24 protein-coding genes are annotated in these 21,651 nt (G+C 39.0%); 13 read left to right on the plus strand and 11 right to left on the minus strand.

Annotated elements, in window-relative coordinates:
* Window positions 1-32 precede the first annotated feature (32 nt).
* The 4 genes from ACP69X_RS15310 (at window position 33) to ACP69X_RS15325 (ending at window position 5,552) form a co-directional block, all read left to right on the plus strand.
* Window positions 33-2,096, plus strand: a complete 2,064-nt coding sequence (locus ACP69X_RS15310; protein ID WP_426052824.1) for a thioredoxin domain-containing protein — start codon at window positions 33-35, stop codon at window positions 2,094-2,096.
* 152 nt (window positions 2,097-2,248) lie between these two features.
* On the plus strand, window positions 2,249-3,019 hold the full coding sequence (locus ACP69X_RS15315; protein ID WP_073978678.1) for a SurA N-terminal domain-containing protein: 771 nt from the start codon (window positions 2,249-2,251) through the stop codon (window positions 3,017-3,019).
* Window positions 3,020-3,243: 224 nt separating this feature from the next.
* Entirely contained in the window at window positions 3,244-4,578 is a 1,335-nt protein-coding gene (gene glpT / locus ACP69X_RS15320) for a glycerol-3-phosphate transporter (protein ID WP_041088787.1), read from the plus strand.
* 92 nt (window positions 4,579-4,670) lie between these two features.
* The gene (locus ACP69X_RS15325) at window positions 4,671-5,552 is read left to right on the plus strand and encodes a glycerophosphodiester phosphodiesterase (RefSeq protein WP_426052825.1); all 882 of its coding nucleotides are present in this window, start codon (window positions 4,671-4,673) and stop codon (window positions 5,550-5,552) included.
* A 39-nt stretch (window positions 5,553-5,591) separates the two neighbouring features.
* On the opposite strand, the gene ACP69X_RS15330 is transcribed toward ACP69X_RS15325, so the two are convergent.
* Complete coding sequence (locus tag ACP69X_RS15330; protein WP_251181474.1) at window positions 5,592-6,980, minus strand: amino acid permease; 1,389 nt, start codon at window positions 6,978-6,980, stop codon at window positions 5,592-5,594.
* A 310-nt stretch (window positions 6,981-7,290) separates the two neighbouring features.
* Window positions 7,291-8,418, minus strand: coding sequence for a DUF418 domain-containing protein (locus ACP69X_RS15335; RefSeq protein WP_426052826.1), 1,128 nt, complete (start codon window positions 8,416-8,418; stop codon window positions 7,291-7,293).
* Between the two features lie 394 nt (window positions 8,419-8,812).
* Here ACP69X_RS15335 and ACP69X_RS15340 point away from each other — a divergent pair, with 394 nt between their 5' ends.
* Genes ACP69X_RS15340 through ACP69X_RS15355 form a run of 4 tightly spaced genes read left to right on the plus strand, consistent with a single transcriptional unit; the run spans window position 8,813 to window position 9,524 of the window.
* The gene (locus ACP69X_RS15340; RefSeq protein WP_269103887.1) at window positions 8,813-8,962 is read left to right on the plus strand and encodes an aureocin A53 family class IId bacteriocin; all 150 of its coding nucleotides are present in this window, start codon (window positions 8,813-8,815) and stop codon (window positions 8,960-8,962) included.
* Window positions 8,963-9,005: 43 nt separating this feature from the next.
* Window positions 9,006-9,155 (plus strand): aureocin A53 family class IId bacteriocin, encoded by a 150-nt coding sequence (locus tag ACP69X_RS15345; RefSeq protein ID WP_035390638.1) that lies wholly within the window; start codon window positions 9,006-9,008, stop codon window positions 9,153-9,155.
* Window positions 9,156-9,199: 44 nt separating this feature from the next.
* Window positions 9,200-9,349, plus strand: coding sequence for an aureocin A53 family class IId bacteriocin (locus tag ACP69X_RS15350; protein ID WP_269103888.1), 150 nt, complete (start codon window positions 9,200-9,202; stop codon window positions 9,347-9,349).
* 25 nt (window positions 9,350-9,374) lie between these two features.
* The gene (locus tag ACP69X_RS15355) at window positions 9,375-9,524 is read left to right on the plus strand and encodes an aureocin A53 family class IId bacteriocin (protein WP_017358895.1); all 150 of its coding nucleotides are present in this window, start codon (window positions 9,375-9,377) and stop codon (window positions 9,522-9,524) included.
* Window positions 9,525-9,626: 102 nt separating this feature from the next.
* Here the strand turns inward: ACP69X_RS15355 and ACP69X_RS15360 are convergent, their stop codons facing one another.
* Entirely contained in the window at window positions 9,627-9,920 is a 294-nt protein-coding gene (locus ACP69X_RS15360; protein ID WP_269103889.1) for a hypothetical protein, read from the minus strand.
* Window positions 9,921-10,217, minus strand: coding sequence for a DUF2089 family protein (locus ACP69X_RS15365; RefSeq protein ID WP_087976319.1), 297 nt, complete (start codon window positions 10,215-10,217; stop codon window positions 9,921-9,923).
* A gap of 188 nt (window positions 10,218-10,405) precedes the next feature.
* Here ACP69X_RS15365 and ACP69X_RS15370 point away from each other — a divergent pair, with 188 nt between their 5' ends.
* The 5 genes from ACP69X_RS15370 to ACP69X_RS15390 all read left to right on the plus strand — a co-directional run bounded on the left by ACP69X_RS15370 (window position 10,406) and on the right by ACP69X_RS15390 (window position 14,576).
* Window positions 10,406-10,837, plus strand: a complete 432-nt coding sequence (locus tag ACP69X_RS15370; RefSeq protein WP_338527825.1) for a DUF4064 domain-containing protein — start codon at window positions 10,406-10,408, stop codon at window positions 10,835-10,837.
* Window positions 10,838-10,855: 18 nt separating this feature from the next.
* Window positions 10,856-11,545, plus strand: coding sequence for an ABC transporter permease subunit (locus tag ACP69X_RS15375; protein WP_269103891.1), 690 nt, complete (start codon window positions 10,856-10,858; stop codon window positions 11,543-11,545).
* A complete protein-coding gene (locus tag ACP69X_RS15380; RefSeq protein ID WP_338527826.1) occupies window positions 11,545-12,465 on the plus strand; it encodes an ABC transporter ATP-binding protein in 921 nt (306 codons plus the stop codon). The genes ACP69X_RS15375 and ACP69X_RS15380 overlap by 1 nt, the downstream gene beginning before the upstream one ends.
* Before the next feature lie 68 nt (window positions 12,466-12,533).
* Window positions 12,534-13,055, plus strand: coding sequence for a PH domain-containing protein (locus tag ACP69X_RS15385; protein WP_269103893.1), 522 nt, complete (start codon window positions 12,534-12,536; stop codon window positions 13,053-13,055).
* Window positions 13,056-14,576, plus strand: a complete 1,521-nt coding sequence (locus tag ACP69X_RS15390) for a PH domain-containing protein (RefSeq protein ID WP_269103894.1) — start codon at window positions 13,056-13,058, stop codon at window positions 14,574-14,576.
* Between the two features lie 207 nt (window positions 14,577-14,783).
* On the opposite strand, the gene ACP69X_RS15395 is transcribed toward ACP69X_RS15390, so the two are convergent.
* The 7 genes from ACP69X_RS15395 to glmM all read right to left on the minus strand — a co-directional run bounded on the left by ACP69X_RS15395 (window position 14,784) and on the right by glmM (window position 21,631).
* Window positions 14,784-15,176, minus strand: a complete 393-nt coding sequence (locus tag ACP69X_RS15395) for a RidA family protein (protein WP_056768497.1) — start codon at window positions 15,174-15,176, stop codon at window positions 14,784-14,786.
* A gap of 115 nt (window positions 15,177-15,291) precedes the next feature.
* Window positions 15,292-16,056, minus strand: coding sequence for an ABC transporter permease (locus ACP69X_RS15400; protein WP_426052830.1), 765 nt, complete (start codon window positions 16,054-16,056; stop codon window positions 15,292-15,294).
* On the minus strand, window positions 16,053-16,970 hold the full coding sequence (locus ACP69X_RS15405; RefSeq protein WP_338527828.1) for an ABC transporter ATP-binding protein: 918 nt from the start codon (window positions 16,968-16,970) through the stop codon (window positions 16,053-16,055). The genes ACP69X_RS15400 and ACP69X_RS15405 overlap by 4 nt, the downstream gene beginning before the upstream one ends.
* A gap of 14 nt (window positions 16,971-16,984) precedes the next feature.
* Window positions 16,985-17,176: a PLD nuclease N-terminal domain-containing protein gene (locus ACP69X_RS15410; RefSeq protein WP_426052831.1), complete on the minus strand. Its 192-nt coding sequence runs from the start codon at window positions 17,174-17,176 to the stop codon at window positions 16,985-16,987.
* Window positions 17,177-17,338: 162 nt separating this feature from the next.
* Window positions 17,339-17,695, minus strand: coding sequence for a DUF2200 domain-containing protein (locus ACP69X_RS15415; protein WP_426052827.1), 357 nt, complete (start codon window positions 17,693-17,695; stop codon window positions 17,339-17,341).
* Window positions 17,696-17,907: 212 nt separating this feature from the next.
* A complete protein-coding gene (gene glmS, locus ACP69X_RS15420; RefSeq protein ID WP_007498541.1) occupies window positions 17,908-19,710 on the minus strand; it encodes a glutamine--fructose-6-phosphate transaminase (isomerizing) in 1,803 nt (600 codons plus the stop codon).
* Between the two features lie 574 nt (window positions 19,711-20,284).
* Window positions 20,285-21,631: a phosphoglucosamine mutase gene (glmM, locus tag ACP69X_RS15425; protein ID WP_034284242.1), complete on the minus strand. Its 1,347-nt coding sequence runs from the start codon at window positions 21,629-21,631 to the stop codon at window positions 20,285-20,287.
* Between the last annotated feature and the right edge of the window lie 20 nt (window positions 21,632-21,651).

A 21,651-nucleotide genomic window follows, 5' to 3' on the forward strand; every position in this document is an offset into this window, starting at 1 on the left:
GATATTCTCTTACTAAAGAAAGCAGGTGACCCATGCCAAACAACCAAACACCCAACCCGCTCATCCATGAAAAATCACCGTATCTCCTTCAGCACGCTCACAACCCAGTTCACTGGTACCCGTGGGGGCAAGAAGCATTCGATAAAGCCAAACGTGAAAATAAACCTGTGCTTGTCAGCATCGGTTATGCCACTTGCCACTGGTGCCACGTCATGGCACACGAAAGCTTTGAAGATCAACAAGTCGCTGACATCTTAAATGAGCATTTCATTTCAATCAAAGTCGATCGTGAAGAGCGTCCAGATATCGACTCTATGTATATGTCTGTTTGTCAGATGATGACGGGGCAAGGCGGCTGGCCGCTCAACGTGTTTGTCACGCCGGATCAAAAGCCTTTTTATGCGGGGACGTACTTTCCAAAGAGAAGTGCATACGGGCGCCCTGGCTTCATCGAGGCACTGACACAATTGCTGGATGCGTACCATAACGACCGGGATCATATTGAATCATTGGCTGAGAAAGCGACAAATAACCTGCGGATTAAAGCAGCAGGGCAGACAGAAAACACGCTGTCTCAAGAAGCAATTCACAAAGCCTATTATCAGCTCATGAGCAGCTTTGATACGCTGTATGGCGGATTCGGTTCCGCACCGAAATTTCCTGCACCTCATATGCTCTCATTTCTGATGCGCTATTACAAATGGACCGGGCAGGAGAACGCATTATATGCAGTCACGAAAACGTTAGGTGGGATGGCGAATGGCGGTATATACGACCATATTGGGTCGGGCTTTTCTCGTTATTCGACGGATGAAAAATGGCTTGTGCCGCATTTTGAAAAAATGCTGTATGATAACGCCTTGCTGATGGAAGCTTACACAGAAGCGTATCAGCTCACTCCAAAACCAGAATATGAAAAGCTTGTCCAACGTCTGATTCAATTTATTAAACAAGATATGATGAATCCAGGCGGCTCCTTTTATTCAGCGATAGATGCAGATTCTGAAGGGAAAGAAGGACAATATTACGTCTGGTCAAAGGATGAAATTATCACTCATTTAGGAGAGGAGCTTGGCGCTTTATTTTGCGAAGTCTATCACATCACAGAAGAGGGGAATTTTGAAGGGGCGAACATTCCCCATACGATTTCCACCTCATTTGAGGACATCAAGGCCTCTTTTTCGATCGACGATAAAAACCTTCAATCCAAGCTGCAAGAAGCCCGGCAAATTCTACAATCTGTCAGACAGCAGCGACCCGCGCCGCTTGTCGATGACAAGGTGCTGACATCTTGGAATGCGCTGATGATCGCAGCTCTCGCCAAAGCAGGAAGTGTCTTTGATTCAGAGGAAGCGATTCTTATGGCGCAGCAGGCGATGTCTTTTCTAGAAACACATCTTGTTCAACATGAGCGGCTTATGGTCCGCTACAGAGAAGGTGACGTGAAGCATCTCGGCTTTATCGAGGATTATGCGCATATGCTAAAAGCGTATATGTCTTTATATGAAGCGACCTTTGAATTAGATTGGCTGGAAAAAGCCACAGCCATTGCGGAGAACATGTTTGAGCTGTTTTGGGACAAGGAAAAAGGGGGCTTTTTCTTCTCAGGTTCAGATACGGAAGCGCTCCTCGTTCGAGAAAAAGAAGTGTACGACGGCGCCATGCCTTCTGGTAACAGCACCGCACTCCACCAGCTTCTTAAACTAAGCAGAATGACTGGACGTCAAGACTGGCTGAAAACATTAGAACAGATGTTCAAAGCCTTTTATGTCGATGTCTCTTCCTACCCAAGCGGACACACAGCGTTTCTGCAAGGGCTTCTAAGTCAATATGCAGCAAAAAGAGAAATCATCATTCTTGGGAAAAACGGAGATCCGGAAAAAGAACGGCTTTTACAGACGCTTCGAAAACGATTTATGCCATTTGATATTATTTTGACCGCCGAAACAGGAAATGACTTAGCCAAGCTCGCACCATTTGCAAAAGATTACAAAACAATCGACGGCAGCACCACCGTGTATATTTGTGAAAACTATAGCTGCCGCCAGCCGATCACCCAAATCGACGAAGTGATGGAACAGTTATTCCACGATTAAGTTTGTCATATGATGACTATGAGAAGACAAAATGAGGACAAACAGATAAAAAACATGTCAATCCGCTAACAAATCGTCTGTACGGTTTTATTTTTCCTCTAAAACGGTTAGAATGCGCACTAGATGTTCTCATACCGAAGGGAGAGAAAATGATGAAAAAGGTGTCATATACACTCATTGCTTGTCTGTTATCTGTTGGGCTTGCAGCCTGCTCATCAAACGATGCAAAACAGGATAAGCAAAGCGATGCAGCCAAAAACAAGGAAACAACACAGGCTGATCAAAAAGAGCAGCAAAAGCAAATGGAAGAAATGCAAAAGAAATTAGACGCACAAAAAATCGATGATCAAAAGGTCGTTGCGACCGTCAACAAAGACAAAATCACAGGCAGTGAATATAATAGCGCCTTATCTACCATCCAAGGCCAGCTTCAGCAGTCCGGGCAAGACCCAACTTCTAAAGAAGGCGAGAAAGCAGTCAAGAAACAAACTATTGATGCGCTCGTAGGACAAGAGCTCATCCTGCAAGATGCGGAGAAGAAGGGCTTCAAAGCCTCTGACAAGCAGGTAGATAAACAGCTAAAGGAAGAAAAGAAACAGTTTAAAGACAACGCTCAATTCGAAGAAGCACTTAAAAAGAGCGGACTTACATTGGATCAGCTGAAAAGTGACATTGCCGACAGCATCAAGTACAGCCAATATGTCGACAAAGAAATCAAATCAGCCTCCGTCTCTGAGAAAGACGTCAAAGCGTACTATGACCAATACGCAGACCAAATGAAAAAACAAAAGCAAAAAGCACCAGAATACAAAGAGGTTAAATCACAAATTAAAAAACAGCTAGAATCTCAAGAAAAGCAGAAAGAAGTACAAAAAGAAATTGAAAAACTAAAGAAATCTGCGAAAATTAATGTGTCTCTGTAACAGCTAAGAAAAAATCCGCCATTGTGCGGATTTTTTTGTTACTTCACGAATCATTTTTCCGAATTTATGACAAAAGCCTCATCATAAACGTCTCTTCCATCCGATATGATGGGAGTACAAAAGAAAGCGCTAACAATTCTTTTGTCTCTGAAAAGGTACAGGATCAAAAGCAGTTCTCGTACTTTTGCTTCAGTCAAACGGACATCTACAAAAGGAGGATCTTTATGTTCAAATGGTTTAAACCTGCTCCGCATATCGACAGGCTTGATGATGCCAAAACAGACGAGACGTATAAGCGGCTGCGGCTACAAGTCTTTCTAGGCATCTTTATCGGGTATGCGGGCTACTATTTGCTGCGCAAAAATTTCGCTTTTGCCATTCCATATCTACAGGAAGAGGGGTTCACGAAAAGTGAATTAGGCTTTGTACTCGCAGCCGTATCCATTGCTTATGGCTTTAGTAAATTCATCATGGGGATGATCTCAGACCGCTGTAACCCCAGATACTTTTTAGCTGCCGGACTCTTTTTATCAGCTCTTATCAATATCCTATTTGTCTCATTTCCTTGGGTCACATCCAGTGTATGGATCATGTTTTTATTCATGTTCTTAAACGGCTGGTTTCAAGGCATGGGGTGGCCGCCATGCGGACGTACGATGGCGCACTGGTTTTCGGTTAGTGAACGTGGTACAAAAATGTCCATTTGGAACGTCGCTCACAATATCGGCGGGGGGATTCTTGCACCGCTTATCACATTAGGGATTGTACTGTTTGCGACGTGGAAAAGTATCTTTTTCTTCCCTGCCATCATTGCCATTATCGTCTCCTTCGTGATCATTCTTCTCGTACGGGATACCCCGCAATCCACTGGTCTTCCGCCAATCGAGGAATATCGAAATGACTATCCGGCACAAAAATATGAGGATCAAGAAAAAGAATTAACAGTGAAAGAGATTTTATTTAAATATGTACTCAACAATAAATTCCTATGGTATATCGCCATTGCCAACGTGTTTGTGTACTTTGTCCGTTACGGTGTTGTTGACTGGGCGCCGACCTACTTAACAGAAGCGAAGGGCTTTTCACCAGAGCATTCACGCTGGTCTTATTTTCTTTATGAATATGCAGGCATTCCCGGTACATTATTGTGCGGATGGATCAGTGACCGCTTCTTTAGAAGCCGCCGCGCACCAGCTGGCGTCATCTTTATGGTCGGGGTGTTAATTGCTGTTCTCGTTTACTGGCTAAATCCTGCTGGCAATCCAATGGTCGATAACATTGCCCTCATCAGCATCGGCTTTTTGATTTACGGACCGGTCATGCTCATTGGACTTCAAGCCATTGATCTCGCTCCGAAAAAAGCAGCTGGCACTGCTGCCGGACTGACAGGCTTCTTCGGCTACATTGGCGGCTCTGCCTTTGCCAATGCCATGATGGGTGTCGTCGTCGATCACTATGACTGGACAGGAGGCTTCATTTTACTGGTTGGTTCTTGTGTGCTTGCGATTGTTTTCCTCGCGATGACATGGAATACAGGAAAACGCGTAGAGCAAGCTTAATGAAAATCACATAAAAGATTCATATCCGCCCAACATGCTCTTTACATCTATTTCTTATGATGGAGGCAGTTACCGTAAAAGGAGGATAAAATATGAAGAAAAGTAGATTACTTGCTTTCGTGTTGCTCTCTTTTGCTTTACTGTCTTTTGCGTGGGTGCCGGTCACCATATCGGCTCATGAACATCTTTTATCTCCAGATCGTATCCTAACCGTTGCACACCGCGGAGCATCAGGGTATGCACCAGAGCATACCCTGGCTTCCTATAAACTCGCCACAAAGATGAATGCAGATTACCTCGAACTCGATCTTCAAATGACAAAGGATGGACATCTCATCGTGATGCACGACGAAACCGTTGACCGGACCACAAACGGAACAGGGTGGGTCAAAGACCTCACACTTGCCGAAATCAAACAGCTTGATGCGGGCACATGGTTTAACGAAGCCAATCCCGACAGACAAAATGCCAACTATATCGGACAGAGAGTCCTTACATTAGATGAGGTGCTGCGCTATTTCGGAAAACGAGAGAATTATTATATTGAAACAAAAAAACCAGACCTTTATCCGCAAATGGAAGAAAAACTATTGGCCGCCTTAAAGAAACATCATCTTCTTGGGAAACACACAAGAAAAGGGCAGGTTATCATACAATCCTTTAGTCAAGACAGCCTGCTAAAGCTGCAGAAATTAGCTCCACGCCTTCCAAAAGTACAACTATTAGACAGAGCCCAAACGACATCCATCACAGACGATCAGCTCGACTTTATTAAAACGTACGCCGTGGGAGTCGGACCGAATTTTAGAGCTTTAACACCTGAAAACGTCCAGCAGGTCAGAAGCCACGGACTCCTCCTTCATCCATATACGGTCAACAGCGAAGCAGACATGACACGTCTTCTGCAATACGGCGTCACCGGTCTTTTCACCAACTATCCAGATGTCTTTCAGCGTGTGAAAGCTTCTCTGTAAACGACAAAAGCCTCGCGGTCCACTCCGCAAGGCCTTTGATTATTTCACCGTTTGATCAGAAGAAGCTGTTTCAATCGGTTTTCGTTTTCCAATTCCAAATACAAAAAAGCTAAGCGCCACTAAAATCAAGAACCCAATTGCTACAATAAGAGAAATACGCGTATCCTGATTAATGAGCATAAACACAAGTACCATTACTAAGAATCCAATTGTAAGATAGTTAGAAAACGGTGCTAGCGGCATCTTGAACGGATGCTTTTCCAGCGCTGCCCCTTTCGCCTTTCTGAAGCCAATATGACTAATCAAAATGACAAACCAAGGCACCATCCCAGGAAGAACACTCGCACTATACACATAGACGAAAATGTTTGGCGGAGAAACATAATTCAGGACCACTCCTATTGCTAGACCAATCAGCACAGCGAATGTCCCAAAATACGGTACACCATTTTTCGAAATTTTTGTAAAGAAAGCAGGTGCCTGGCCATTCACACCTAATGTATAAAGCATACGGCCCGCACTGAAAATACCACTATTACAGCCTGACATCGCTGCTGTAATGACAACAAAGTTAATAATACCAGCCGCTGCTGTAATTCCGATCTTCGCAAACGTCGCCACAAATGGACTGCCAAGCGTATTCAGCTGATCCCACGGATACACAGTCACAATGACAAAAATCGCACCGATATAGAAAATCAAAATACGCCAGATGATACTTTTGATGGCATTGGTCAGCGTCTTTTCTGGATTTTGTGCTTCACCTGCTGTAATCCCAATCAGCTCAACACCCTGGTAGGCAGCAATGACGAGCGACAATGCAAACAAGAACCCAGTAAATCCACCTGTAAAGAACCCGCCGTGCGCCCACAGATTAGACAAGCCAATAGGCGTCCCGCCATTTCCAAATCCGAAGAAAATAATGCCTAGACCTGCAACAATCATCAAGATAATCGTCACAATTTTGATCATCGCAAACCAAAATTCAAATTCACCGAATGACTTAACCGAAATCAAGTTGGCCGCTCCTAAAATGATCATCGCAATTAACCCTGGAATCCACGCAGGCAACTCTGGGAACCAATATTTCATATAAGCCCCAACAGCAATAATTTCAGACATTCCGACAATGACCCACTGGAACCAGTTACTCCAAGCCGTCATATACCCTGCAAGCGGATGAATATATTGATGCCCGAATGTAGCAAACGACCCTGTACTCGGCTCAAGATACAACATTTCTCCCATCGCTCGCATAATAAAAAAGATAAAAATACCACACACTGCGTACGCTAGAAGAACCGATGGACCTGTCCATTGAATGGCCTTCGCTGACCCCATAAATAAGCCAACACCGATTGTGCCGCCAAGAGCAATCATTTGAATATGACGGGCACTTAACCCTCTCTTTAATTCCTTTTGAGCCACTTTTCTTCCCCCTCATCAACAAACAACATAAAAAATAAAAATCAGAATTTTCATTCTGATTGAGAAACATCAATCTTTCGATGTATATTATCATAATAAATCTACCCTTAAAAAACAATTGTTTTTTTGAGGAAAACACTATTAACGAAATATTCTGACATAAAAGTAAGTTCAAATTTTTTTATATTAATATAGTCAATTACCAGCAAAATCTTCAAATTTAAAAAACGTTCTCCTCATTTTTTTAAAATAGAATGCCAATTAAATAACCGCACAGCCCTTAAGCCATGCGGTCCTTTAACAAAATGCTTTATTTCCAATATACCCATTTGCCCATAAGCCACTCCACAGGACCTCTTCTCCATTTTTTCAAATAGAGATAGCTGATGAACAGCTGTGCTGTGTACAGTCCGACAGCAAGCAGCAGCCCAAACATTGACCCCAATTGTCCAAATAGACCAAGTCCATAAGAATAGAAAATCGTTGTACAAATAATCGACTGCGCCAAATAGTTTGATAGAGACAAACGGCCAAGCCCTGCAAGCAGACGTTTCAACCCTTGAGCAGCCTTTGAATAGTAGAAAACAATAAAGGCTTGAATATAACCGATCGTCAGGACATAGGCTCCTAACGTCAACACCATTTCACTCCAAGGAGCATCAATAAACGTCGCACATTTTAAAGCAAGCCCGATGATAATCATCCAAACCCAGCCTTTACGATAAGCCATGCCTCGATCTTCTTCTGTCAAATGACCCTTTTTCCCGATCGCCATACCAAGCAGTGCAAACGGGCCAACCATGATCGTACCAAAAAGAAAACCTAATATCGGCATAAGCGTAATAGTCACGATCGCCAGAATCATGGTCACAATCATCATATCGTCTTCAACCGTAATCCGGCTGAGCAAAATATCTCCATAATCACCTTTCGCATACACATCGGTTAATAAATCATCAGTCCCATAAACAAATTTCATCATATATGGCAAAACGACTAATGACAACGCACCTAACACACCCGCCCAAATAAGCATTGTTTTAATCCGGCTTCTCAAAAACATCATTAAGAAAAACGTACAAGCTCCATAATAAAGAAGAATGTCACCATTCCAAATAAAGATGTAATGCAGCATCCCAAGCACAATCAGACCAAAACCACGGCGAACGACAATGGCATTCGTATTTAGCCCCTTGGCCTTCGTCGATTCAATCAGCTTGATAAAAGAATACCCAAACAAAAAGGAAAAGATCGGATAAAAAGACCCTTGGAACAAAATTTCCGTCACATATACACCGAATTCCTGCCCCCAAAAACTCGAATCAAACATTTTCTCAAAATCATAATCATATTGAAAATTAAGCATATTCACAATCAAAATACCTAATAAACTAAAACCACGTAAACTATCAATAAACTCAACCCTAGATCCTTTCAACTCGACAGCTCCTTCGGACAATTTAAATACAACCATACAATATAATAAATCATATATGTAAAAAAAAGTGATATAATCCTCAAAAGTTATAAGCTAACTAAAATTATCCTTAACAATAAGACGAGTAAGACTAGTGAAATAATCATACTCTTAAAAGTGAAACTTAATTTATACATCATTTAACTAATATACTTATCTTTATATATCCTTTATTCGCCCCACTACAAAACAAAGACTTATTTACTATACGAAAATACACCCCAATAAAAAACCCAAAAACTATAGTTCACAAGATTCAATTTAATGTAAAATATGAAAAAATATGAAAAAATTGTTGTATTTGGGCTTATTTTGATTTAATATTTAATACATAAATTAACAGGGGGTGAAAACAATGGTAGCTTTCTTAAGACTTGTTGCTCAACTTGGTTCTAAAGCCGCTAAATGGGCTTGGGACAACAAATCAACTGTCATCAACTGGATCAAGAACGGTGCAACGTTCCAATGGATCAGTGATAAAATTGACAGCATTATCAACGGCTAATTTTGAGATTATCTTTTAGAGTAGTTTGGTGGAGGTGAAAACAATGGTAGCTTTCTTAAGACTTGTTGCTCAGCTTGGTACTAAAGCAGCTAAATGGGCTTGGGACAACAAATCAACTGTCATCAACTGGATCAAGAACGGTGCAACGTTTCAATGGATCAGTGATAAAATTGACAGCATTATCAACGGCTAATTCTGAAGATTATCTTTTAAAGTAATTTGGTGGAGGCGAAAAGAATGGCAACTTTCTTACAACTTGTTTCTAAACTTACAAGTAAACAGGCTAAATGGGCTTGGGCTAACAAAAAAAAGGTACTTGAATGGATAGGACAAGGCTTTTCTTTTAAATGGATTTCAAACCAAATTATCCGAGCTTTAGCAGGCTAAACGAATTCAGGAGGTGAAATAAATAATGGTAGCTTTCTTAAGACTTGTTGCTCAACTTGGTACTAAAGCAGCTAAATGGGCTTGGGCTAACAAATCAACTGTTATCAACTGGATCAAGAACGGTGCAACGTTCCAATGGATCAGTGATAAAATTGACAGTATCATCAATGGCTAAGTTGTTCGTTAGCCCAATAGGGATAGAATCTTCTATCCCTATTATTTTAATTATAGCCCAAAATCAAACATTTAAAACCCAAAATTCATAATTTTTTTGTGATTATTTTTTTACAGTAATATCTTGTGTTTTCATTTTCTCAATTTCTTTTGCTCTTTTTTTATGCAGCATTCTGCGTCCTCGGTTCCATTCTTCAATCAAAAGAGCTAAACCTACCAGAACTATGACCAGAAAACCAAGACTATTATTGACCTTATTTTCAAAATAAAACCATGACATTCCACCAATAAAGAAGAGAGGAATCAACGCCCCCCAAAAAATGTTGTTTCTTGTTGACAGAAAATATTGTACTGCAAATATGCCAACTACTAAAACAAAATACATTAATTCGTTCATTTAATCTTCATCCCTTTCTGCTTTATATTTTTCAATTATGTTTTTGGCAACATCTAAACTAATTTTCTCCTCAATTGCGAGTTTCTTTACATATTTAATTAGAGTTTCTTGCTCTAAAGTTTCATTTAATCTTATCAATTGGATGATTCTATCTAATCGGGTTCTAACTGTTGGATAAGAAACATCATAATCTTTTGCCATCTGTTTTAATGAACCTGAACTAAGTATAAATTTTCTTATAAATTCTCTATCCTCAGAATCTACAGATAAAATCCACGTAGGAATATCTTTCTCCATATATCAACCACCCCGCTTTTTCATCATTATAACATAAAATAAATAAATACAATCAAAAAATGAATAAAAAAATAAATAATGTTCATTTTTTTTAAATTTTTTTAATAAAGATGTAGAAAAATCTATCCATAATATGTTATTCTAATTTCAGGTTATTTAACCAATAAATTGTATTATGGAGGTTGAACATGAATCGTACTTTAGAAAAATCTTTCACTATTATAGGAATTGTTTTATTTGTATTCTTACTTATTGGTAGCTTTATGTTTTATGAAGGCACAAAAAATAATAATGATACATTCAAGTTAGTCCAAGACTTTATTGAAGAAGAAAACATAAAAGATATTGCACCAGAACAGGTAATCGATTTAATTTCAAACGGATCTCTATATATTGTCGTTTTATCAGTACTAAGCATCCTAGCAGGTGTTATTTCATTAATTTTATTAAAAAATAACACACGTTCAGCAGGTATCCTTTTAATTACCACGTCTATTTTAATTTCAATTTTAACCATTTTATTAGGTATACTTGGAGGAATTGCATATTTAATCGCAGGAATTGTTATAGTTTCGAAAGAAAAAAAAGTTAAAAATGAGCCATATCAATCATTCAAATAAAAGAGGTGGGACTGGAGTATGTTTGCAATAGGATTAAATGAATTTAAAGCACTTTTCAAAAGTATACGATCTATAATGATCATTATTGTCATAATTGGAATTACGACCGGTACAGCAAAAATCCTCAGCCAATTTAGTGATCAATTGAAATCTTTAGGTCTAGGTGATAATGCATATGTGGGTGGTTTAATGGTATTACTTTTCATTGCTGCCCCTCTTTTTGTCACCAGTCTAGCTCATAATGTCATCAATAAAGAAGTCTACTCTCGTACAGTTCGGTTTTTAGTCACTAAAACATCTCGTAATAATATAATAGTAGGAAAATTTTTGGGTAACCTTCTTTTTTGGATTGTATGTTTAACCATTTCATTAATATTAATTATCCCTTTTGCAAATACCTTTTACTTTTTAGAATTAATACAATGCATTGTTTTTATATCTTACTTTTTAGGGTTAACTCTATTACTATCCACTGTCATTTCAAACCCTTCTATCACAATGTTTATAGGTATTACATTATCAATTGTTTTACCTGTTATCGGTATGATTAGCATTGGGTCAAACAATATTTCCATTAAAATTATTAGTTATATCACACCCTATTATTATTTCACTCAAGAACAGACTGCCTTAACATACATCGTCATTCTATTTCCAATTTTATTTTTAATCTTGAGTTTAATGCTTTTTAGAAAGAGGGATTTATAGTGTATGCACTTAAAACAACCAATCTAACAAAAAGATATGGAAACAAAATCGTTGTTGATAAGATGAATTTAACAATTGATAAGGGAACGATATTCGGTTTTCTAGGAAAGAACGGTGCTGGTAAGTCTACATTCATAAATATGGTTACAGGCATAATTGAACCAACCGAGGGGTTTTTCGAGGTATTAGGCTATAAAAAAGATCAACAAAAAGCAATCTGGGGTAAAATAGGGGTCCTTCCTGACTATTCTACATTCTATGAAAACATGACTGCACTAGATCATTTAAAATACTTTAGTAAAATATTAAAATTAGATCTTAAAGAAAAGGATTTAATTGATCTTTTAGATAAAGTTGAGTTAAAAGATGCAGCTAAGTTAAAGGCTAAAAATTTTTCATTTGGAATGAAAAAGAAATTAGGAATTGCTCAAGCACTATTAAATAAACCTGATTTAATTTTTTTAGATGAGCCAACTTCAGGTGTTGATGCAAACTCAGTGTTAAATATTCATTCTATTATTAAAGAAATCGCTAAGAAAGGTACCACTGTCTTTCTGACCTCACACAATTTAGATGAAGTTGAGAAATTATGTGATGAAGTGGCGATTATGAATAAAGGTGTTATTCAAATTAAAGGAAGTATGGATGAATTAAGAAAAGCCTATAAAAAGAATTTGACCGTTTATATGAAGCATAGTGCTGCATCAAAAACACAAATAGAATCCTTAACATTAGATCTTAAGGATTTTGCCAAAAAAAGTGAAATAAATGAGTTATCCTCACAAATAATTATTGAAGATGAATCATCCATTCCAATAATCAACAAGCTTTTTATTTCAAAAAGTGTTGATGTATTTAGAATAGAAGTCGATGAACCTTCATTAGAAGAAATATTTCTTAACATCGGTGATAACAATTAAACAACTTATAAAGAGTAGATTTAGTATCAAAACTGTACTAAATCTACTCAAGTTAAGGAGGATTAATATTGTATCAATTGAAGGAGCCCTCAAAGAAAATTTCAAAAAATGCGATTAAAGTATGGCGAATAATTGACTTTATCAACTTATTCATATCATTTTGCGTTTTAACTGTTCTTCTAGTTTTGAGCAACTATTATAGTTGGTCAGAATGGGTTGATTGGCTAATTTATAGCCTAATGGGAATTTTAATAGTATCAGCAGTTGTAGAACTCACATTAATTCCTATATATAAACAAAAAACTTGGCGTTATGAAATTGATATTTATATGATTCAATTAAAGCACGGTGGAATTTTCAGAAGAAAACATCTAATAATTCCTATGAATAAAGTATATTTTGTAGATACTTATCAGGGGCCTCTATTGAAAAAATTTAATCTGTCTTCTATTAAAATTGGTACGATTGGTTATGTACATGAAATTCCTTGCCTACCAGAAAAAGAGGCTTCCGATATTCGTGATTACATAGCATATATTACTGAAAATCAATTAAAAAAGAATGAACTTAGAAAGGATAACTCTCTATAAATGGAATCTAACAGTCGCCTAAAAAGATTACATCCATTATGGATGCTATTTGAGTTATTAAAATCGATTAAAGGTTTCATCTTTTTCTGTATTTTTTTATCAGTATTATTTGGATTTTCATCCATATCAATATTTTCTAAAATAGGCTTCTTAATTGTTGCTGTTTTTGTAGTTTACAAGATTATTACTATATTATTAGAATGGAAACATTTTGGTTATGACCTTAATGAAGAAGAGTTATATTTAGAGAAGGGAAGATTCATTACTGTAAAAAGACATTTCCCAATTAAAAGTATCCAAGGTGTACATCAAAACTCTACTTTTTTTCATCGTTTATTTGACCTGACTTCCTTGTTAATTGATGTAGGATCTAGTAACAATGACCACGTAGTAAAATTACATATGATTACAACATCAGAAGCTTCTAGAATAAAAAAACACCTAACGGATAAAAGTAGTGACAATGTTCATATTAAAATTGATTTTGAAGAACCTATTGAACAAAATGCTCAAAAACTCCATTATGAAATCCAAATGAAGGAGATACTTATTGCTTCCCTTACATCTTTAAGATTATTGTTCTTTCTACTACTTATATATTCTGTTTATTCAGAGATCAATCAATTTTTCTCTTTAGAAAAGTATATAGATAGATTAGTCTCATTCGCAATGTCTTCTTGGTTGACAATTATTTCGAGTGTATTTTTACTTATTATATTGTCAATTTTATATGGAATATTTAAAACATACCTGCAATACGGAGGATTTAAATTGTCTTCGGACATGTCTAGATTGTATATAGAAAAAGGTAAATTAAATATCACTGACTTTTCTATTCCAAAAGAGAAAATAGAAGCGCTATATTTCACTAGTAGCTTTATACAAAAAGTGCTTCACATTGTAAAAGTAAAAATCATCAGTTCAACTGAAACTGATGATGAAAATATAAAATCTCCAAATATTTTATTTCCTTTTATAAATAAAAATGTGGCAAATCAATTAATTCCAGAGGTTTTACCTGGAATTAAATTAGAAAGAAATATGGATAGAATACCGTGGTATTCTATCATACCTAAATTATTTAGATCATTCATGTTCTGGTGTTTAACGCCAGCCGCCCTTTTATTTTATAGGAATGACTTGTGGTATGTTTCAATAATAATTTGTATCGTATTTCTACTCACTCAATTGTTTAGCAGTTTGTACAGCTCTTATAGTTGCAATGAATATTATATGCAAATAAAAAAAGGAGGATTAACAGATAGGCTTCTCATTACACACAAACATAATATTGAAAGATTAATAATATCAGAAACACTTTTACAAAAAAAACTAGGGTTGGCTTCTATAAAAATAATTAATAGAGCAAAACCAACAAAAACAACTGTCCTACACGATTTACCTAAAGAAATGGCAGACAAATATTATTCTTGGTATTCTAGAGGAGTAGTAGAGCAAAACTCCAGCAACATTCCCAATAATTACAAACCTGATCTATTTAATTTAGATAAATCAACATAAACTAATTCATAATAGTTAGAATTAATTTAACTGTTATAGTTGAATTCTTATTTAAAAATTTTGAGCCTTACTAATATTTGTGTTGGAAAATTAATATTTCATTTTGAATGTTTAACTTCTCACATAGGGGGCTAAACAATTTAGCCCTAATTTTGATTTTAACCAAAAACACACCTATTTGTGTAAAGCCATTTTTCTATCATCACCCTAAACCATCTCCTGACACGCCCAAGCATCCACCTCTACCTTTAAAGCAGGAGATGCCAATGCCACCACATAAATCATCGTCATACAAGGCAGATGATCGCCCAAAAACTGCCCCATGATTTGTTTCCTGCTCTCAGCATCGAACTCTCCTACGAGATAAAATACTAATTTCGTTATATCTTCCACAGCCATATCTGCCGCTTCTACGTTTCGCTTCACATTCTCTAACGCTAGTTCGAGCTGCTCCAACGGGCTCTCGGGAATTGTCCCATCCGCTTCCATCCCCACTTGACCTGATAGGGTTAACCACCGCTGAGGTCCTGTTGTTTCTATTTGATGGGTATATGGTGCGACTGGCGGATGAATGGTCTCAGGATTACGTGATGTTCTCATTGATAAAAACCCCTTTTCTGAAAATACAGTTAATTTTTATCATCATATCAAACTTTCTACCATATTCAGATTTTTATGCTCAAAGTAAACCTGAAGAAACAATCGCAACAGCCTGCTATAATTCTTGTTTTCTAAAAAGAAACCATCCAATGAGAAAAAAGAATACAATCAATACCGATACACCTAGAAGACTTGTAAGTGCCTGATCCGAATAAGTCCCCTTATAAATCATCTCTTCGGCTGCATTTGTCACGCCTTTAGGCGCAAACTTCCCTAATGTCTCTTCATAAAATGAAGGAACGGTAAACAGAATAAGGTTGATCAGAAGCGACACACCGCCAGCTGTGACAGAACGTTGAAAGAACGCCGAAGCACAAATGGTCGATACCACAATCAGCAATAAATTTGGATAATAAAGAAGTGTTCCTTTTAACACATTGACCCAATCCACATGACCAAATTGAATGTCCACATAATAAACAGAGGCAAGCACCGCCACCACCAAACTAAACAAGGTCAAACAGGCATAGGCGCATATTTTCGAGACATAGTAACTCGTTCGACTGATCGGTTTCACCATAATCATCGCGGTCACTCCAGAGGCACGCTCTCCTGCGATCGTCCCCATCACGATCATAATCAGGATAAACACACCTAGCGAATCAAATTTACTCAATGCACTCGCCAAAGCCTCTCCTGCACTAGGCTCTGGTATATAAAATGTAGATCCTTCAGGTAAATTAGCTGATTTCGATAGAAGATCCGGAAGCATTTTGAGCGTAATAGGCTGTGTGCTCATTAAAATCGTAAAAATAATAGGAACAAATAAGATTTTATAGCTAGTAAATAACTCCCTAAATTCCTTTTTCAACATCATTATGCATTCACAACCTTCATGAAAATATCTTCAAGCGTCAGCTTAGATAGTCGATAATGGAGGAGAACACCGCCAGCTTCAGTGATGAGACGAGGCAGCTCCTTCAATGCCGTTTGTTGATCTTTGACTCGCACCTGATAAGCGTTTTCTGACTCAATGCAATCCTCCACCCAATGCCGCTCTTTTAGCAAAGCCAATAATTTCGTATTCTGTTGTTCTAATTGAAATTCAATCACTGGCTGGATATAGTCTTCTTTAATCTGTTTTATGGAAGAAGACATCTCAATTTTGCCACTGTTGATCATGATAATATGATCTGCCACACGTTCAATGTCATCTAAAATATGGGTCGACATAAAGATCAGCATTTCATGCTTTAGACACTCAATCAACGTCAAGACATCTTTTCTTCCCATTGGATCAAGTGCGGACACAGGCTCATCTAAGATCAGAACCTTTGGGCTGTTGATCAGTGCCTGCGCAATGGCAAGCCTCTGCTTCATGCCTCCGCTATAGCTGCCAATGGCACGATCCTTCGCCTCATACACACCACAAAGCTTCAACAGCTCCTCTGTTTTGGAGCGAATGATGTTTTTCTCTAAATGAAATAACCCGCTAACCCAATGCATCCACTCCTGCCCCGTCATATCCTGATAAAATGCAGGATGCTGCGGACAATACCCAATTACATGACTGATTTGATCCATGTCCTTTGTGACATCCAAACCAGCCACCTTTACGACACCAGACGTAGGACGAGCAAGCCCTGTGAGAATCCGGATCGTTGTTGTCTTCCCCGCTCCATTGGCCCCTAAAAAGCCAACACATCCAACCTCCCCAACAGAAAACGAAACATCTTTTAACACTTCATTCGGGCCATACGATTTCGTCAGCCCATGACACTCCAGCATATTCAAGCGAATCCCCCCTATTAAGATTGTTTACGACCAAAAATGAAATACACAATAGGACCGGCACTTGCCACAAACACAATCACCAAAGCCCAAACCCACTTCACCTCTCCTCTGATTCTAGATGGATCTCTTTTAAGCAAATCAAACAAACCACTCACCATCAAAATCGCTTGCAGCAAAATAAGAGGTAATATCATCTTCATATCAATCCACGCCACTCCTTTTTCAAACGCCAATTTGTTTTGATATCACTTCTTTTGACGACATGAAGAGTGAATTCGTTCAAATGGATTTTATTTTTACTGGTCGAATGATCTATAAGATATAAAAAAGCCCATTGAAGGTTAGTTCACTGGGCTTGCTTGTTATTCTCATGATGAACCTCGCAAAATCTTTTCCATCTTCTTTCCTTTCGCTAACTCATCAATCAGCTTATCTAGATAACGAATGTTCTTCATGGTTTCTTCCTCAATGTCCTCTACCCGAACACCACAAATGACTCCTTTGATGAAGCTGCGGGAAGGATGAAGCTCAGGAGCCTCAGCAAAGAAGGTTTCAATGTCTATTTTTTTGTCTACCTGTTCCTGCAGCTCTTCTTGACTGTACCCTGTTAACCAACAAATAATCGTATCGACTTCAGCCTTCGTTCGTCCCTTTCTCTCTGCCTTTGCAATGTAGAGAGGATAGACCTTTGCAAAACTCATTGTGTAAATTTTATGTTTGGTCATGTGTCTGCTCTCTTTCTTTTTTAAATATTAACTTGTATTACCTGCGCAAGGTGCGTTTGGCATTCTATTTATAATGTACTGATAACCCATGTAAACTTTCTAATATTGTACCCTTAATCAACGAACTTCGTACGTTCTAGTTCTTTTAACACAAAAATACCCCTTTAGAAAACGATATCTAAAGGGGTATAAAAGCTGTTTTTATTTAATTCCTACTCCACCGTCACACTCTTCGCAAGGTTACGTGGTTTATCCACATCACACCCGCGGTGAAGGGCTGCGTAGTAAGCGATCAGCTGTAATGGGACAACAGATGCAAGTGGTGCAAGTGCTGGGTGTACAGCTGGAAGGACGAAACGGTCGCCTTCGTCTTCTAGGCCTTTGAGTGAGATGACACATGGGTTTGCTCCGCGTGCAACGACTTCTTTGACGTTACCGCGAATGCTAAGGTTCACGTGCTCTTGCGTTGCAAGGGCAATGACCGGTGTGCCTTCTTCAATTAAAGCGATTGTGCCATGTTTGAGTTCTCCGCCAGCAAAGCCTTCTGCTTGGATGTAAGAGATCTCTTTTAGTTTTAATGAACCTTCAAGGCACACATAGTAGTCAAGTCCTCTTCCGATAAAGAATGCGTTACGTGTCACTGTGAAGAAGTCACGAGCGATTTGTTCCATTTCATCCTTTTGATCGACAAGGGCTTCCATTGCGTTTGCTACAATACCAAGCTCTTTCACAAGATCAAAGTCAAGAGATTGACCGTTTAATTCAGCTGCAACGGATGCAAGGATTGCAAGTACAGCGATTTGTGCTGTGTAGGCTTTTGTTGAAGCCACTGCAATTTCTGGTCCTGCATGAAGAAGCAACGTGAAGTCCGCTTCACGAGAAAGCGTAGATCCTGGTACGTTTGTGATCGTTAATGCTTTATGACCAAGCTCTTTGACTTGAACAAGTACAGCACGGCTGTCCGCAGTCTCCCCAGATTGAGAAAGGAAGATGAACAACGGTTTTTTCGATAGAAGCGGCATGTTGTATGAGAATTCACTTGCTACATGGACTTCTACAGGTACTTTCGCCCAGTCTTCAATGTATTGTTTACCGACAAGTCCAGCATGGTAGCTCGTTCCGCAAGCCACAATGTAAATGCGGTCTGCTTCTGCTACTGCGCTTGCGATATCGCCAGCGACTGACAGCTTGCCGTTTTCATCTTGATATTCTTGGATGATTTTGCGCATAACAAGCGGCTGTTCATCCGTTTCTTTTAACATGTAGTGAGGATATGTGCCTTTCTCAATGTCGCTTGCATCAAGCTCAGCGATATAAGAAGGACGTGTCATGATATCACCGTCAAGGTTTTTAATAATAACCTCGTCTTTAGTAACAATGACCATTTCTTTATCCATTAATTCCGCATATTCGTTTGTTACTTGAAGCATCGCCATTGCGTCAGAAGCCACAACGTTGAAATCTTCGCCGAAACCAACCAATAATGGGCTTTTGTTTTTCGCCACATAGATTGTTTCTTTGTTTTCGTTATCGAAAAGGGCAATCGCGTAAGAGCCTTTTAGTTGAAGAAGCGTTTGACGGAAAGCTTCCTCTGTATCAAGACCTCTATTCACAAATTGTTCGATGACTTGAACAACAACCTCTGTATCTGTGTCGCTTTTTAGTGTGACGTCTTGTAAATATTCGCGTGTCAATTGTACATAGTTCTCGATGACACCGTTATGAACAAGCGTAAAACGGCCAGAAGCACTTTGATGCGGATGCGCATTTAGATGGCTTGGTACACCGTGAGTTGCCCAGCGTGTATGTCCGATTCCTGCTGAAGATGCCACGTTTGCATCCACGACTTCACGAAGCTCAGCGATACGTCCTTTTTCTTTGAACACATGCACGCCATCTTCGTTTGCCACAGCGATACCTGCTGAATCATACCCGCGGTACTCAAGCTTCTCTAAACCCTTTAATAAGATTTCCTTCGCATCATTCTGACCAATATAACCTACGATTCCACACATAAATATTCTTCCTCCCGATCATGTGAAAGGGACAAAGAAAGCCTACTAAAATAGAAGGGACATTTCTTCGTCCCTCTCTACATGTTTATTTTGGGAGATCATGTGTATTCCCTTTGTACAAAGAGTCACCTCTTTGGTTTAAAGAAACACTTACGGCTGTGATCTCTTTTTTTGATCAGCCGGGAGGCATCCGCCGAAAATTCGATAACCTCCATCCTCGTCAACTAAGCATCTTTCGTCCGATCGCTTAGTTCGGGCGCTATAATTATAAGAGAGTTTCTGAACATCTACCCTGCCTTTCCTGATAGAATAAAAATCCAGTAACACAAGGATGATTGTACTATAAGGTCTGACCTCCGTCAATCACAATTTAGCAGGTGATCCCCTTCATTTAAGAAAGTGAGACCTCCATACACTATATGCGATGAGGCTTGTCACGTTCTACCTTTGATGTGCTCTCCTATGTATAAAGGCATCATCAAGTTGCCTCGCTTATATCATTCGTATAGATACATCCAATTATGACGTTTATTCGAAAAAAAGCAAACCGCTGCCAGCGGTTTGCTTTCATCTATTACTCAATACCCATTTCTTCTTTCACAACAGCTGTAATTCGGGCCACATATTCATTACACAGCTCTTTTGTTTTTGCCTCAGCCATGACACGTACAAGCGGTTCTGTTCCAGATGGACGAACAAGAATACGGCCGTCACCATTCATCTCTTTTTCGACCTCTTGGATCACCGCTTTTACTTTTTCATTTTCTTCTACTTTATATTTATCAGACACTTTCACATTCACTAAAAGCTGCGGGAACTTTTCCATTTCCGCTGCAAGCTCTGATAATGTTTTCCCTGTCGCTTTGAGCGTATTCACAAGCATGATCGCAGAAAGCATGCCATCACCTGTCGTATTATAATCAAGGAAAATCAAATGGCCTGACTGCTCACCGCCGACATTATAGCCATCCTTTTTCATCGCTTCGACGACATAGCGGTCACCAACAGCAGTTTGAATGCTCTTAATGCCTTGCTTCTCAAGCGCTTTATAGAAACCAAGGTTACTCATGACCGTTGACACGACGGTGTCATCCTTTAATCGGCCTTCATCCTTCAAATAACGTGCACATATGTACATAATTTGATCGCCGTCTACGATATCACCTTTTTCATCGACTGCAATTAAACGGTCACCGTCACCATCAAATGCAAGACCAATATCTGCACCCTTCTCCTTCACAAAAGCAGAAAGTGCCTCTGGATGAGTGGAGCCGACACCATCATTGATATTCAGTCCATTTGGTGATGTTCCCATTGTGGACACATCAGCATCTAAATCCGCAAATAAATGTGTCGCAAGAGAAGAGGTTGCACCGTGAGCACAGTCAAGCGCCACGTGAATACCTGTGAAGTCCTCGTCTGCTGTCTGCTTCAAGAATTGCAAGTATTTCTGACCGCCTTCAAAATAGTCATTAACCGTTCCAAGATCCGCTCCAACCGGGCGTGGCAATTGATCGACTGGCTGATCCATCAGCTGCTCAATTTCATTCTCCTGTTCATCTGACAGCTTAAAGCCGTCACCGCCGAAGAATTTAATGCCGTTGTCTTGAACTGGATTGTGTGAAGCAGAAATCATGACACCCGCTTCAGCATCCATTGCCTTTGTTAAATAAGACACACCAGGTGTTGAGATCACACCTAGACGCATCACTTCAGCTCCAATTGAAAGTAAGCCTGCAACGAGCGCTCCTTCCAGCATATGACCGGATACACGTGTGTCTCGTCCAACGAGTACCTTTGGACGTTCTTTATCCTTTGTGAGCACATAGCCGCCAAATCTCCCAACTTTAAATGCGAGCTCTGGTGTTAATTCGCTATTTGCTACACCCCTTACACCATCAGTTCCAAAGTACTTGCCCATGTTTCAATCGCTCCTTTTTC

This window comes from Bacillus sp. DC4300-2b2 (genome assembly GCF_049895685.1).
Taxonomy (GTDB): domain Bacteria; phylum Bacillota; class Bacilli; order Bacillales; family Bacillaceae; genus Bacillus; species Bacillus safensis.

Coding starts and splice junctions, on each gene's coding strand:
- ACP69X_RS15355 (WP_017358895.1), top strand. CDS start 9,375: ATGGTAGCTTTCTTAAGACTTGTTGCTCAACTTGGTACTAAAGCAGCT.
- ACP69X_RS15370 (WP_338527825.1), top strand. CDS start 10,406: ATGAATCGTACTTTAGAAAAATCTTTCACTATTATAGGAATTGTTTTA.
- ACP69X_RS15350 (WP_269103888.1), top strand. CDS start 9,200: ATGGCAACTTTCTTACAACTTGTTTCTAAACTTACAAGTAAACAGGCT.
- ACP69X_RS15325 (WP_426052825.1), top strand. CDS start 4,671: ATGAAGAAAAGTAGATTACTTGCTTTCGTGTTGCTCTCTTTTGCTTTA.
- ACP69X_RS15390 (WP_269103894.1), top strand. CDS start 13,056: ATGGAATCTAACAGTCGCCTAAAAAGATTACATCCATTATGGATGCTA.
- ACP69X_RS15365 (WP_087976319.1), bottom strand. CDS start 10,217: ATGGAGAAAGATATTCCTACGTGGATTTTATCTGTAGATTCTGAGGAT.
- ACP69X_RS15310 (WP_426052824.1), top strand. CDS start 33: ATGCCAAACAACCAAACACCCAACCCGCTCATCCATGAAAAATCACCG.
- glmS (WP_007498541.1), bottom strand. CDS start 19,710: ATGTGTGGAATCGTAGGTTATATTGGTCAGAATGATGCGAAGGAAATC.
- ACP69X_RS15375 (WP_269103891.1), top strand. CDS start 10,856: ATGTTTGCAATAGGATTAAATGAATTTAAAGCACTTTTCAAAAGTATA.
- ACP69X_RS15415 (WP_426052827.1), bottom strand. CDS start 17,695: ATGACCAAACATAAAATTTACACAATGAGTTTTGCAAAGGTCTATCCT.
- ACP69X_RS15340 (WP_269103887.1), top strand. CDS start 8,813: ATGGTAGCTTTCTTAAGACTTGTTGCTCAACTTGGTTCTAAAGCCGCT.
- glmM (WP_034284242.1), bottom strand. CDS start 21,631: ATGGGCAAGTACTTTGGAACTGATGGTGTAAGGGGTGTAGCAAATAGC.
- ACP69X_RS15345 (WP_035390638.1), top strand. CDS start 9,006: ATGGTAGCTTTCTTAAGACTTGTTGCTCAGCTTGGTACTAAAGCAGCT.
- ACP69X_RS15395 (WP_056768497.1), bottom strand. CDS start 15,176: ATGAGAACATCACGTAATCCTGAGACCATTCATCCGCCAGTCGCACCA.
- glpT (WP_041088787.1), top strand. CDS start 3,244: ATGTTCAAATGGTTTAAACCTGCTCCGCATATCGACAGGCTTGATGAT.
- ACP69X_RS15360 (WP_269103889.1), bottom strand. CDS start 9,920: ATGAACGAATTAATGTATTTTGTTTTAGTAGTTGGCATATTTGCAGTA.
- ACP69X_RS15315 (WP_073978678.1), top strand. CDS start 2,249: ATGAAAAAGGTGTCATATACACTCATTGCTTGTCTGTTATCTGTTGGG.